Origin of the sequence: Corynebacterium sp. HMSC070H05 (genome assembly GCF_001837615.1) — a bacterium.
GTDB classification, from domain to species: domain Bacteria; phylum Actinomycetota; class Actinomycetes; order Mycobacteriales; family Mycobacteriaceae; genus Corynebacterium; species Corynebacterium coyleae.
Genome location: NZ_KV833338.1, coordinates 53,692 through 66,429 on the forward strand (window position 1 = coordinate 53,692; position 12,738 = coordinate 66,429).

Here is a 12,738-nt window from a genome sequence, read left to right on the forward strand (position 1 = left end):
TGTGTAGTCGTATGTGAATGGTGTGACTCTCCGGACGGGTGGGGCAAATTGGAAGATCGGGTGTCCTTCCCCAGAAGTGGGGGTGAGGAGTGGCAGAGTTGGCGGGGATGAGCACCACACCGAAACCACGCCCGGCGTCGTCGACAAGCGGGCGCCGCGCGCGCAACGCCAGCATGTCCAAGCGCAAGATCACCGGTATTAAGAAGCGGTCTGCCCCCGCAAAGGTCCCGGAGACGACCGAAGAGCGGATCAAGCACTACCTGCCGTATGTCGCTGTGCCGAATGCTGTCGTCGGGCTCGGGCTGCTTGTGGTGTGCTTTGCCGTCATCCTCATCGCAGGTTGGCGCCTGACCTACCTGCCTGCCGCGGTGGGGGAGAGCTGGTTCGTCTTCCATGGAGTGCCAGTGCGTATCGACGACATCGAGCTCGCCGCCGTACCCCTTTTGCCAGCCATCGGTGTTGTCGCACTCGTGGCGCGCCGCATCCGTGCGGCTACGGCGGGACGAGTGAGCATCCTGGACCTCCTCGTGCTGCTTGGTCTTGTCATCGGCTTTGCGCTGGTGTTCAGCGGCATCGCGTTGTTCATGGTCGCTGACGCGTCGGCCGTCTATCCGGTGGCCGCACCACACCCCGTGGCCGCGCTGCTTTGCCCGGTCATCTTGCACCTCATTGGTTACTGCATCGGAATCCGCAACGTGGTGTGGCATGCGCTCGCGAAGCGTGTGGGGGTTCCCGCGGAAACCGTTGATGCAGGTGAGGCTGCAGGCAAGATCGTTGTACGCCTGCTGAGTGCAGCCGCAGTGATCTACCTTGCGTTCCTCGTTGCAGGTTTTGGTGAGGTTCGCGAACTGCTCGGCCAGTACCCATCCCTCGGGTGGGGCGGCGGTATCGGCCTGTTCGTGCTCTGTGTGGCGTACCTGCCAAATGCGGCTATCGGGGCGCTGTCGGTCATGCTCGGCGGGTCCTTTACCTACGGTGCCGGTTCGATAAACCTCTTCGACGCAGTCCAGATCCCGTACCCACCCCTGCCCCTGTTTGGTGCGATCCCGGCGGAGGTGCCCGCGTGGGCGCCGGTGCTGTTGGTGGTGCCGGCGGCGGTGCTGGTGCAGTATTTCGTCGCAAAGCAAGTGTCTCTGATTGCTATTGCAGCAACTGCCACGTGGTGCGCCCTATTCGGCGCGGCCGCAGGCGTCTTCTCCTCAGGGCAAGCAGGCGCTTATGGGGTCATCGGCGTGGACCCTTGGGTGCTGGCGCTACTGCTATTTGTATGGGTTGCCGTCACCGGTGCAACCGTGTTGGGGGTAGCTGCGCTAAGGCAACGCACACCTGCGAACACTGACAGCTAGACTGCTTCGCGTGAGTGATTCAGTGAAATCAATTGCTGTGCTCGTCTCTGGAACGGGTACGTTGCTGCGGTCCATGATCGACAATGCGCAAGGTCGCTACCGCATCGACATTGTGGTGGCGGATCAAATTTGCCCAGCGATCCAACGTGCGAAGAACGCGGGTATCCGCACCGCAGTGGTGCCAATGGAAACCAACCGCAACGCGTGGAACGAAAAACTTGCCGCCACGCTTGCGTCCGTGAAGCCAGACCTTGTCGTTTCGGCGGGCTTCATGCGCATCCTGGGCAAGCCCTTCCTTGAGAAGTATGAAGGTCGAACCATCAACGCGCACCCGTCGTTGCTGCCATCATTCCCGGGCGCACACGCTGTCCGGGATGCTCTGGAATACGGTGTGAAGGTCACCGGCTGCACCGTCCACTACGTCGATTCCGGACTGGATAGCGGCGAGATCATCGCCCAGCGTGCCGTTGAGGTGCTGCCGGACGACACCACCTCCACGCTGCACGAGCGCATCAAGAAGGTCGAGCGCGAGCAGATCGTGGAACTGCTCCATAACGCTCAAGTAGTAAACGGAAAGGTCCTTTTCTCATGACGAATGCCGCGAAGCGGGAAATCAAGCGCGCGCTAATCAGCGTCTACGACAAGACGGGGCTGGAGGATCTGGCTCGCGCGTTGGGCGAAGCCGGCGTAGAAATCGTCTCCACCGGTTCCACCGCGAAGCGCATTGCAGACGCAGGCGTGCCGGTGACCGAGGTCGCAGAGGTCACCGGTTTCCCGGAGGTGCTCGACGGCCGTGTGAAGACGCTGCACCCGCGCGTGCACTCGGGCATCCTGGCAGACCTGCGTAAGGACGACCACAAGGCGCAGCTTGAGGAGCTGGGCATCGAGCCGTTCTCGCTCGTCGTGGTCAACCTGTACCCGTTCGAGGAAACCGTCGCCTCAGGTGCCAACTTTGACGAGTGCGTCGAGCAGATCGATATCGGTGGTCCGTCGATGGTGCGCGCGGCAGCCAAGAACCACCCGTCTGTCGCGGTTGTGACCTCCCCGAAGCGCTACGCCGACGTTGTGGAGGCCGTGAAGAACGGTGGCTTTACGCTCGACGAGCGCCGCGAGCTCGCCCTCGAGGCGTTCACGCACACTGCGCGTTACGACGCCGCCGTGTCCTCCTGGCTCGCCTCCCAGCTCGAGAGCCAGGCTGCATCCCAGGCTGCGTCTGGTGCGCAGACCACGGAACTGCGCTACGGCGAGAACCCGCACCAGGCAGCCCGCCTGGAAAGCGACGGCTGGGGCATTGCCGCTGCGAAGCAGCACGGCGGCAAGGCAATGAGCTACAACAACTACCAGGACGCTGACGCCGCATGGCGTGCGGCTTGGGATCACAACCGTCCGTGCGTCGCGATTATCAAGCACGCCAATCCGTGTGGTCTCGCAGTATCCGACGAGTCCATCGCGGATGCACACAAGAAGGCGCACGCCTGCGACCCTGTCTCTGCTTACGGCGGCGTGATCGCCGCGAACCGCGAGGTCACCCTTGAGCTTGCAGAGCAGATCCACCCGATCTTCACCGAGGTGGTCATCGCCCCGTCTTTCGCGCCGGAAGCACTCGAGCTGCTGCGCACGAAGGAAAACCTGCGCCTGCTGGAGGTCACCCCGGAGCAACTCACCGAGGAGCGCAAGCAGATCACCGGTGGTTGGCTGGTCCAGGAGCGCGACCAGTTCCAGGCCGACGGCGACGCAGCCGCCAACTGGAAGTTGGTTGCCGGCGACGCTGCCGACGAGCAGACCCTCGCCGATCTTGAGTTCGCGTGGCGCTCGGTGCGTTGCGTGAAGTCCAACGCCATCCTGATTGCCAACGACGGCGCATCGGTGGGCATCGGCATGGGCCAGGTCAACCGCGTCGATTCGGCCAAGCTGGCCGTTGACCGCGCGAACACACTGGACGAGGGCCGCAACCGCACCAACGGTGCCGTGGCAGCCTCCGACGCGTTCTTCCCGTTTGCCGACGGATTCCAGTTGCTTGCAGACGCCGGTGTGAAGGCCGTTGTCCAGCCCGGCGGATCCATCCGTGACGAGGAAGTCATCGCTGCAGCCAAGGAAGCCGGCGTGACCATGTATCTCACCGGAACCCGCCACTTCGCCCACTAACCCTCTGAAGGAGAGTACCTCCGTGTCCTCCAAGCTCGCCGCGCTTGCGCTCACCGCAGGTATTTCGCTTCCGGGCCTGCCGGCCATTCCCACCTACTCCGCGATTGATCAGATCCCGGTTGTAGGCCCGGCCATTGTGCAGACCTACAAGCAACTGCCGCCGCAAGTGCAGCGAGCCATCCACCTGCCGTTGCCGCTGACGGCACCGGCCGCCGCGAAGAGACAGCCGACGGGCAAGAGTGCCACGGAGGTTCAAGCGCAGCTTGATCAGCTTGTGCGCGACGTTGTTGCGCGACATGGTGGCCGCGCGACAGCATCTGTCGGTGGCATTACCGCAGGGGATAACCGCCCGGAGCCGGCATTTTCCACTATGAAGGTCCCGGTGGCTATTGGTGCGCTGCGCAAGAGCCCGGCAGCCTACCCGGATGCTGAGGTCGCCGTGACCCGCTCCGATAACCCTGCCGCGCACCGTATGTTTGGCCAGGTATCGGGCGCGGAACTCGACGGCATCATCGCCGAGGCAGGATCGCGGACCACCAACTCCGCGGGATACCAGATGGGCACGCTGTGGACCACCAGCGACCAGGCGGCGTTTGCATCGGGCCTGCGCTGCGTGAAGGGGCATGAGCCGGTGCTGGACATGATGGGGCGCGTCGTCGATTATCAGCGCTGGGGTGTAGGGCGCATCCCTGGTGCACGCTTCAAGGGCGGCTGGAACTACTATGAGAACGGGCACCTCGCCCGCCAGTTCGGCCTTATCCCGGGGCCGAATGGGGATATCGCGGTGGCAATCACCGCGCACAGCCCGAAGGGGCACGAGGGTAGTTTCGCCATGCTCAACGAGCTGGCGGACGGCATCGCAGCAATGCGCGGCGACCTGCCGACGGCCCGCTGCTAAATATGACGCCGCGACTGAGGTTTGCTGCAGCGCTGGTCGCCGCTGGGCTTGCGCTCAGCGCGTGCGGGGCAGGGGAGCGGGCCTCAGAACCAGCGACGGAAACTGTGACGGCAACCCACGTAATTACGCCGAGTTCACTCGCACCCTCGCCCGTCCCCGCGCCTGTTCTGGAGCAGTTGCAACCGCAGCTCCAAGCAGCAGTCGATGCCGTGGTTGCTCAATACGGGGGAACGGCAGAGCTCGCGGTGTCTGACGGCCGGGACGCAGTAGGATCGCCGGAACAAGATCCGCAGGTTGCGTGGTCAACTTCGAAGGTTCCGATCGCGGTCGCTGCGCTTCGCAAAGACCCTTCGCTACTTCCGGTTGCGGAGTCTGCGATTACCGCCTCAGACAACTTCGCAGCAGAAACACTGTGGGCGACGGTTGAGCCTGCGGAGGTAGAAGCAGTGCTGCGTGAAGCAGGAGTAGATCTCCCGATGAACACCGTTGTGCTCAGGCCTGGATTCACGGCTTTCGGTCAAACGCGATGGGGCACTCGTGAGCAGGCAGTGTTCGCCTCCAACCTGCGCTGTGTGGCGGGGGCCGACGAGGTACTCGACATGATGCGCAAGGTAGTGCCGGAGCAGCGCTACGGTCTGGGGGTTTTGCCGGATGTTGCCTTCAAAGGTGGCTGGGGTCCGGGGGACGACGGGAAGTACACCGTGCGCCAGCTCGGCCTGTACAACGGCTACGGCATCGCGCTGACAGTTTCGCCCGCAGACGGCACGTACGCGACGGCCCAATTGATGGCAACTGATCTCACAAACGCTGTGCTCGAGCTGCAATTGGGCTCGCCAAATCCTGACTGTTCGGAGGCTGGACGATAGACTGCGGGATAAACACCCCCGTAGCTTGGAGATTCCACGATGTCGAACCCAAATGCCAACCCCAACGATGAGTGGGCGGCATACACCCCGAAACCATCCGAATACGACGAGTGGGGACAACCACAGCAGGACATGCCCACCCAGCAGTTCCCGGCGCAAAGTTGGGAACAGCAGCAGTGGAGCCAACCTGAGTACGCGCCGGCGCCCGCCCCGCAAGAGCCGAAGTCGTCGAACCGGGTGCTCTACATCATCATTGGTGTGCTCGCCGTTGCCCTCCTGGCGGTCCTTGGCGCGTTCGCCGCGTGGAGCTTTGGCGGATCGTCCAGCGGTTCCACAGAGCCGGTGACCTCTACTGTTGTGGAAACGTCGACGCGTGCTCCAGGTGGGGCTGCGACTGACGGCGCAAAGCCCTCGGCGGCGCCGTCGTCGGCAAAGCCGGACGCTGACCGGAAGGACCGTACCTTCGGGGTCGGTGTGCCGGAAACGTCCGTCACAACTGAGGGCTTCGCGCGTGCCGTAGGTGATGATTTCCGCGCGTACTACGCGGAGCACGGAAAGACGCCGACCTCGCTGCGTAGCCTGAGCCCGAAGACCGGCCAGTACTACATGATGTCCTGCTCGCCGGCGCAGGGCGGTTTCCGCTGCACCGGCGGCAACAACGCCTCCGTCTTCATCAGCGAGCAGTAGAAGGAAACCGGGATGCAGCATTACAACCTGTACAAGACGCTCGAACTTGATCCGTCGGCTTCGAGCGAGCTGCTTGTCGACGAGCTCACGCAACGCCTCGACAGCGGTCTCACTTCCAACCCTGGTGGCGAGGAGGAATTGCGTCTGGCTCGGGAGATTCTGGGAGATCCGACTAAGCGCCAGATGTACGACTCTCGCTTGAAGGCCGACAGTGGCATGCCCATGAACGTGCAAAGCCTTCGGTCGCTGGCCGCCATGGCGTCACCGGCTGCAACGGCTGCACCGACCGCACCCGAAGCACCAGAAGCCCCCGAAGTTTCCGAACCAGCCGTTGTTCCCGGCTCTGGCGAAGGGGACAACACACCGGAGAAGTCGTTCGATGTGAAGCGTTGGTGGCCTATTGCTGCTGTTGTTGCGGGTGTGCTCGTCATTGCGCTGGTAGTTCCTCAGCTTGTTGGCGCTGGGCTGGGCTCGAGCGGACCTGAGAAGCTCGCCAACGAAATCGCCCAGCTTGATGAGGACGATAGGGCCGACTGGATGAATCAGCATGCCGCTGCTGGCCGTGCAGCGTTGCTTGAAAACAAGCTTGAGAACACGAGCATCGGATCATCCGACGATGCCGAGTACGCCGCGGGGGAGAGCTACGACCTGAAGGACCTCGTCGCAAAGAAACAAGGTGACGATGCGTCGGAGAATACCGACTACCTCGACCGTCTTTACGGGTTGAGTGGGATCAAGGAGGCGCGACTCGTTGGGATCAACACGGAGGTGAAAAACAAGGACGTCCATGCGACATCGGTCAATACCCAACTGTTTCTGTTCGCTCGAGATGGCGGCGACTGGAAGCTCTACGACATCTTTGACTAACACGGCGAGAGAACGAGGAGATTGAACATGAATAAGACGAAAGCAATCGCACTTCTTGGAGCAGGGCTGTTGACAGTTTCGCTGAGTGCCTGTGGCGGCGCGGATGAAACCGAAACGGAAGTGCTTGACCCAACTAAGCACGCAACTACGGCTGCGGAATCCCTTAAGCCACAGTGGAACAACAACGCACGCATGGCCGTCGATCCGTTAGAGGCGGCGCCTGAAGCAGCACGTGACTTGCCAGAAACAAGGTCACTTGGGATCGACAACCTCGACGTGTTCAATCCGACATTCAATCAGGCGGTCCCTGCAAAACTCGCTGTCACATCCTGGGACAAAGAAACCCGTGCGCTCGATCTGGACACGGGAGCGTTGTACGACGTCTCCCCGAAGAAGTTCGATGGCTCTGAGGACAAACGTATGACCACGACGATGATGCTGGTTGCCGACGACGGGAAGACCAAAGGCGCCAGCTTTGTGAAGACTGTGGAGAGTACGCAGGGCCTACAAACGGAGAAGGTAAGCCTTTCGACGTTCCTCGACGATTTTGCATCCTTCGACGAGCCAACCCTCGCGGAAGTGGATTCGAAGAACCTCGACGCTAAGTCCGCCGAAATTATCGCGGCGAGTGCGGAGAAGATCTATCTCGCGAACATTCCGGAGGCCGGCTCGAAGAAACAAATCGATGTCGTTGCGGTGGATATCGCCTCTGGCCAAGAAACAAGGCATGAGCACATCGAGACCAATAATTTCTTCCGCGTGCTCGCGCAGAGCGGGGAGCCCGTGCTGTATTACGCAAGCAACGATGGGGATTTGAGGCGCCGAAACCTAGAGTCGGGCGAGGACGTTGAGATACGTAAAGGTTTCGCACCCGAAGCCGTGTGGCGTATCGGCGACGATGCCCTTGTGTACGGCAAGGACACTGCGGAACAGGAGCGCTGCATCGATGAGCCAACGAAGCCTTGTAAAGTGAAATTCCTCTATGTCAGCGGTGGCAAGGCAGACGAAGCAATGAGTGTGGAAACCAGAACCTACAGTTCTGTACCTGTGGTGCGGCGCAGCGGTGGCATTATTACGGCTATCTTCACCTCGCGAGCCGAGGGCATAGTAAAACTTCTCGTTCTGAAGCCCGAGTCTGGAGAAGTCCTGCTCGAATTGGGTAAGGATGAACTCAAGAAGTTGGACTTCGTCGACGCGATTTCGGACGGGGAGTCGATCTTTACCTACGACGGCAATCGAACTTCCCCGCGCGTTGCTCAAAGCGATGTGAAGACTAAGGAACTTATCACCGCTGATGCGGATGTGTTCCCGATTGATTCACCGTCAGGGGCCCGGATTTGGGGCGTGAAGCGAGACGACGGGGATTGGTTCGAGGCCCGCGTCGCGGTCGAGGATTTAGACAAGTTCTAAACTAAGCGTCCTCGTCGCGCGATACCTGCGCGACGAGGCTGAGCATGCGCTCGGCGCGGCGATCCGGAAGGTCCGTATGGAGCACGTCCAAAACGGCATCGGCGATGGTGACGGAGGGGGCGGGCAGGGCGTCGTCGACAAGCGGGTATGGCGCAACGCCGGTGTTGTCGCGCATCTCGATGGCGGCGAGCGTCATGTGGAACGGTAGGTCGATGCGGGGGTCGTCGTCGCCAACGATCTGCGCCGCCAGGTCGCGGAAGATACCCTCCAGGCGTTGGCGTGCCTCGTGGTACTCGTCAAACTCCTCCGACTCCAACACCGGCAATTGGTAGAGCCGGCCGACGTTCCAATTCGAGGACAACAAGATACGGGTCTCGGCGGCGACGAGCGCCCAGAGCTTCACGGCTGCAGTTTCGTCGGTCTTGGCCAAGTCTGATGCGAGATCCAGCGAGGGCTGCAGCGTCCCCATGAGCAGCGTGAGGAAGATGTCGCGCTTGGAGGGGAAGTGGTAGTACAGCGACGCCTGACGGATGCCTACGGCGTCAGCAATGTCGTGAGTGGAGGTAGTTGCGAAGCCTTTGCGTGTGAAAAGTTCGGATGCGGCATCGAGGATTTCTTCGCGGGCGGTTGCGCCTTTGCGCCGTGGGCTTTGCTTGCGTGGTCGTCCGACCGAGTTCGCCATACCCTGCCTACCTTTCTGGGATACGCCACTACTTTAGAAGAAAAACACCCGCTCTCAACCCTCGCGGGGAGGGGAGTGCGGGTGCTTAGAGCCGAAGACTCTTACGCTGTCATCGTCAACCGGCTAATTAGCGGGTGGTGAACGGCAGAAGAGCCATCTCGCGCGCGTTCTTCACAGCGGTAGCGACCTGGCGCTGCTGCTGCGGGGTCAGGCCCGTGACGCGGCGGGAACGAATCTTGTGACGGTCGGAGATAAACAGACGCAGGGTCTCAATATCCTTGTAGTCGACGGTCTCGATGCCCTTTGCCTTCAGCGGGTTCTTCTTCGGGCGACGGGACTGCTCAATGCGCGGCTTACGCGAATTGTTGCGCTTCATAATTTGAGTCCTCCTTACCACGAAGACTTACGGACGCCAGGCAGCTCACCGCGGTGAGCCATCTCGCGCATACGGACACGGGAAACACCGAACTTGCGGAGGTAGCCGCGGGGGCGGCCGTCACGCGAGTCACGGTTGCGCACGCGCACCGGGGATGCGTCGCGCGGCTGACGGTTGAGCTCAAACTGAGCGTCCAGACGATCCTCGTCAGAGGTCTCCGGGTTCTTGATGATTGCCTTGAGCTCGTTACGACGCTCCGCGTAGCGGGCGACGATCTCTTTACGCTGCTCGTTCTTAGCGATCTTAGACTTCTTCGCCATGGATTATCGCTCCTCGCGGAATTCGACGTGCTTGCGAACTACCGGATCGTACTTCTTCAGCGTGATGCGGTCCGGGTTGTTGCGCTTGTTCTTGCGGGTGACGTAGGTGAAGCCGGTGCCCGCGGTGGACTTCAGCTTGATGATCGGGCGGATATCGTTACGTGCCATTAGATCTTCTCACCTCGTGCACGGATCTGGGCTACGACGGACTCGATGCCGTCGCGGTCAATGATCTTCAGACCCTTCGTGGAAACGTTCAGGGTGATGGTACGGCCCTCGGAGGGCAGGTAAAACTTCCGCTTCTGCACGTTGGGGTTCCAACGGCGCGAGTGGCGGCGGTGCGAGTGCGAGACGGTCTTGCCGAACGACGGCTGACGTCCCGTGACCTGGCAATGTGCCGACATGGGTTTCTTCCTTACTCTTCTTACCGCCCACGACTCGATCACGATGTGAGGAAAGCGCCATGTGAGAAGCGGTGTGAGGGTCCGCTACCGGCGCAAATGCAATCGGTTGACGTAGGCGTATATGTGTACTTCGACAACAGCGAGAGACAACCCTACCGTCTTTGCGCCATTTCTCATAATCGCGTTTTGCGTAGTATGACACCCGTGAATGAACCCACCTATCGGAGAATCGTCGCTCTCGACGTCGCTCGAGGTATCGCAATTCTGGGCACCTTGGCAACGAATATCTGGATCTTTGCCACCTGGCACCAGATGGACAGCGTCATGGAGCAGTATTTCGATCCGAACTTCACGCTCTGGGATGAGGTTCGCGCCGCTTCCACGAATGGAACTGCAGCAGAGGCCGCCGACGCGTTGTTCAATGCCGCAAGCGCGTTGGTCACGGACGGCAAGTTCCTGGGACTGCTCACCATCATGTTCGGCATCGGCATGGAGATCCAGCGCCAATCTGCAGCGAAACGAAACCAGCGCTGGCCCGGGCTGTACTACTGGCGCGCAATCTTGCTTGTGGCCGAAGGGCTACTGAACTACATCTTCATCTTTGAGTTTGATGTGTTGATGGGCTACGGCCTGACCGCCCTTGCGGTGGCGCCGATTATTGCGCGCAGCGAGCGCGTGCAAAAGGTATGGATGTGGCTGGCGCTGAGCGCACATGTCCTTGTCATGTTGCTGTTCTCCGTGGGCACCTATCTGCTTAACAGTATTCCGCTCGACGAGATCGAGGGTGGCGAGGATATCCCCACGTTTGACCAGTCGTTTGCGCTCTACACCGCAACCGACAGCTATCCGGCGATGGTGCAGGCGCGTATCGACGACTTCTTCGGCGGCAGGTTCGAAATCCCAATCATGTTCGTGATGGGCATCGGTGTGTTTCTCCTCGCGGCCAGGTTGTACCGCGCTGGATTGTTCCAACCCGCCGGGGCGGGGTTGCGTCGCAAAGTAATGCTCGTCGGCCTTGGTGTTGGTATCCCGCTGGACTGGGGGCTGCGCTTGTTTGCCACCGGCGCATCTGCTTCGTTGACGCGCTACGTCACCTCGACGGTAGTGGCGTTCGGTGTCCTCGCGCTCATCGCGGCCTTCTACATCCGCCGCGACAACACGCTTGGTGTGGTGGGAACCGGTTTGGCTGCAGTCGGTCGCACCGCGCTGACGTGCTACATCCTGCAGAATGTGCTCGCCTCTGTGGTGTTCTACGACTTCGGGTTTGGTCTAGCCCGGTACGTAGAGGGGCCTGCCGGCACCTTGCTCGTGTGTGGGGTTTATCTCGCGTTGTGTGCGCTGCTCATTGCGTTCAGCATGTTGTGGCTGAAGCGCTTCCAGCGTGGACCGTTTGAAATTGTCATGCACCGGGCTGTCGACATGGTTGCGGCTAAGCAACGACAAGCAGTGCAGCGGTAGCGGCAATGACGGTAACTGGTGCCAGGAGTAGGCCCCACAGGATGAAACCGCGCCACGGTACTGGGGTCTTTGCGCGGCGGAGTTGATCTGCCCACAGCAGTGTGGCGAGCGATGCCCATGGGGTGATCACCGGGCCGACATTGACGCCGATCAGGAGAGCCAGCACGCTGGCCGGATCGCTGACTGCAGGTTCGAGCATCAAAAACGCAGGGATGTTGTTGATCGCGTTCGCTGTGGTCGCGCCAGCAGCTGCAATTGCTAAGGGGTGTGTGCCGGCGAGTTGCTGCACGGCGGACGAAATATCGCTGATCTGCAGGGCCAGTGTCGCCACCGCGGAGAAGGCAGTGGCAAGGCTGAGCGCCGACCACGGGATGAGTGGAGTAATGCCGTCGCGCCGTCCGGTCGGGCCCACCGCACACCACATTGCGGTGGCGGCGACGGTGCTCGTCAGCCAGTAGGGGATCGGGCTGAGGAGTGCGAGGACGGTGACGCCCAGTACCGCGAGGGCGCCCGTTGGGCGTGGGAGGATCGACGACGCTTCGGGCATAGGTTCGGCTGCTGCGCTGCGGTATATCGCCCGGGCTGCGTAGGACGCTGCCACTGCGACCGCCACTGCCACGGCTGCAGGGGCGGCGGCGAGTTTCACGTATTCACCGGTGGTGGAAAACGCGTCGCCGCCCACCGCCAGCAAATTCGTCAAGTTGGAAACCGGCAAAGGCATGGACGCAAAGTTGGCAATCCACACCACGGAAAGCGCCACCGCCGGCACCGGGAGGCGGAAGCGGGAGGCGAGTTGCACCGCCAGCGGGGTCAGCATGATCGCAGTGGTGTCGAGCGAGAGGAACGCCGTTGCGGCGACACACAGTGCGAGAAACCCCGCCAGAACGATCTCTCTGCGTGACGTCGTGCGCTGCAACGCGCCAACCAGCCACTCGAAGGTGTGCACACGAGCAGCGAGATTGACGACGACAGACATGCCGGCCGCGAAACCGAGTACTGGAACAAGCCGAAGGGCAACTTCAGTGGCGTCGTTCAGGGACACTGCGGCGAGCACGGCGAGACTGGCGATTGCTGCCAGCGGCAAAGAAAACGAGGAAAGATTCATGGCGGGGTTGAGGGTAAGTGGTGGATGAGCAGGGCGGAGGTCGTCGATAAGCGAGTTGCAATGATTAGGTCGCAGCGTAAGTGAGCTGTATGCTATTTCGAGTTGTCCGGCAACCGTCGGATGAAAAGACCATTTCGCACCCAACTCGGGCACGATCCTTAATGTAAGGAACCG

Annotated in this window: 15 protein-coding genes; 9 read left to right on the forward strand and 6 right to left on the reverse strand. The window is 61.2% G+C overall.

Annotated elements, in window-relative coordinates; all coding sequences use genetic code 11:
* Positions 1-107: 107 nt before the first annotated feature.
* The 8 genes from HMPREF2617_RS06710 to HMPREF2617_RS06745 are packed head-to-tail and all read left to right on the forward strand — an operon-like array spanning position 108 to position 8,219.
* The gene (locus HMPREF2617_RS06710; RefSeq protein ID WP_070840372.1) at positions 108-1,346 is read left to right on the forward strand and encodes a cell division protein PerM; all 1,239 of its coding nucleotides are present in this window, start codon (positions 108-110) and stop codon (positions 1,344-1,346) included.
* Positions 1,347-1,356: 10 nt separating this feature from the next.
* Positions 1,357-1,938: a phosphoribosylglycinamide formyltransferase gene (gene purN, locus HMPREF2617_RS06715; RefSeq protein WP_371325687.1), complete on the forward strand. Its 582-nt coding sequence runs from the start codon at positions 1,357-1,359 to the stop codon at positions 1,936-1,938.
* Positions 1,935-3,491, forward strand: coding sequence for a bifunctional phosphoribosylaminoimidazolecarboxamide formyltransferase/IMP cyclohydrolase (gene purH / locus HMPREF2617_RS06720; RefSeq protein WP_070840373.1), 1,557 nt, complete (start codon positions 1,935-1,937; stop codon positions 3,489-3,491). Before purN ends, purH begins: the two co-directional genes overlap by 4 nt.
* A 22-nt stretch (positions 3,492-3,513) precedes the next feature.
* Complete coding sequence (locus HMPREF2617_RS06725; RefSeq protein ID WP_083291995.1) at positions 3,514-4,389, forward strand: serine hydrolase; 876 nt, start codon at positions 3,514-3,516, stop codon at positions 4,387-4,389.
* A 2-nt stretch (positions 4,390-4,391) separates the two neighbouring features.
* Entirely contained in the window at positions 4,392-5,255 is an 864-nt protein-coding gene (locus HMPREF2617_RS06730; protein WP_210384761.1) for a serine hydrolase, read from the forward strand.
* Positions 5,256-5,294: 39 nt separating this feature from the next.
* Positions 5,295-5,942 carry a hypothetical protein gene (locus tag HMPREF2617_RS06735; RefSeq protein ID WP_070828668.1) on the forward strand — a complete coding sequence of 216 codons (648 nt, stop codon included), beginning with the start codon at positions 5,295-5,297 and terminating at the stop codon, positions 5,940-5,942.
* Between the two features lie 12 nt (positions 5,943-5,954).
* Positions 5,955-6,809, forward strand: coding sequence for a J domain-containing protein (locus HMPREF2617_RS06740; RefSeq protein ID WP_070483692.1), 855 nt, complete (start codon positions 5,955-5,957; stop codon positions 6,807-6,809).
* 27 nt (positions 6,810-6,836) lie between these two features.
* On the forward strand, positions 6,837-8,219 hold the full coding sequence (locus tag HMPREF2617_RS06745; RefSeq protein ID WP_070840374.1) for a hypothetical protein: 1,383 nt from the start codon (positions 6,837-6,839) through the stop codon (positions 8,217-8,219).
* A 1-nt stretch (position 8,220) separates the two neighbouring features.
* On the opposite strand, the gene HMPREF2617_RS06750 is transcribed toward HMPREF2617_RS06745, so the two are convergent.
* From HMPREF2617_RS06750 to rpmB, 5 genes are all read right to left on the reverse strand, one after another.
* Positions 8,221-8,901, reverse strand: coding sequence for a TetR/AcrR family transcriptional regulator (locus HMPREF2617_RS06750; RefSeq protein ID WP_070421430.1), 681 nt, complete (start codon positions 8,899-8,901; stop codon positions 8,221-8,223).
* Positions 8,902-9,028: 127 nt separating this feature from the next.
* Positions 9,029-9,280 carry a 30S ribosomal protein S18 gene (gene rpsR / locus HMPREF2617_RS06755; protein WP_180950003.1) on the reverse strand — a complete coding sequence of 84 codons (252 nt, stop codon included), beginning with the start codon at positions 9,278-9,280 and terminating at the stop codon, positions 9,029-9,031.
* 11 nt (positions 9,281-9,291) lie between these two features.
* A complete protein-coding gene (gene rpsN / locus HMPREF2617_RS06760; RefSeq protein ID WP_034999472.1) occupies positions 9,292-9,597 on the reverse strand; it encodes a 30S ribosomal protein S14 in 306 nt (101 codons plus the stop codon).
* A gap of 3 nt (positions 9,598-9,600) precedes the next feature.
* Positions 9,601-9,765 (reverse strand): 50S ribosomal protein L33, encoded by a 165-nt coding sequence (gene rpmG, locus HMPREF2617_RS06765; RefSeq protein ID WP_006841072.1) that lies wholly within the window; start codon positions 9,763-9,765, stop codon positions 9,601-9,603.
* Positions 9,765-10,001 carry a 50S ribosomal protein L28 gene (gene rpmB / locus HMPREF2617_RS06770; protein WP_042409504.1) on the reverse strand — a complete coding sequence of 79 codons (237 nt, stop codon included), beginning with the start codon at positions 9,999-10,001 and terminating at the stop codon, positions 9,765-9,767. The genes rpmG and rpmB overlap by 1 nt, the downstream gene beginning before the upstream one ends.
* A 204-nt stretch (positions 10,002-10,205) precedes the next feature.
* Here rpmB and HMPREF2617_RS06775 point away from each other — a divergent pair, with 204 nt between their 5' ends.
* The gene (locus HMPREF2617_RS06775; protein WP_168168339.1) at positions 10,206-11,459 is read left to right on the forward strand and encodes a DUF418 domain-containing protein; all 1,254 of its coding nucleotides are present in this window, start codon (positions 10,206-10,208) and stop codon (positions 11,457-11,459) included.
* Here the strand turns inward: HMPREF2617_RS06775 and HMPREF2617_RS06780 are convergent.
* Positions 11,431-12,564: an SLC13 family permease gene (locus HMPREF2617_RS06780; RefSeq protein WP_070840376.1), complete on the reverse strand. Its 1,134-nt coding sequence runs from the start codon at positions 12,562-12,564 to the stop codon at positions 11,431-11,433. The two genes, HMPREF2617_RS06775 and HMPREF2617_RS06780, sit on opposite strands and share 29 nt — an antisense overlap.
* Positions 12,565-12,738: the final 174 nt, after the last annotated feature.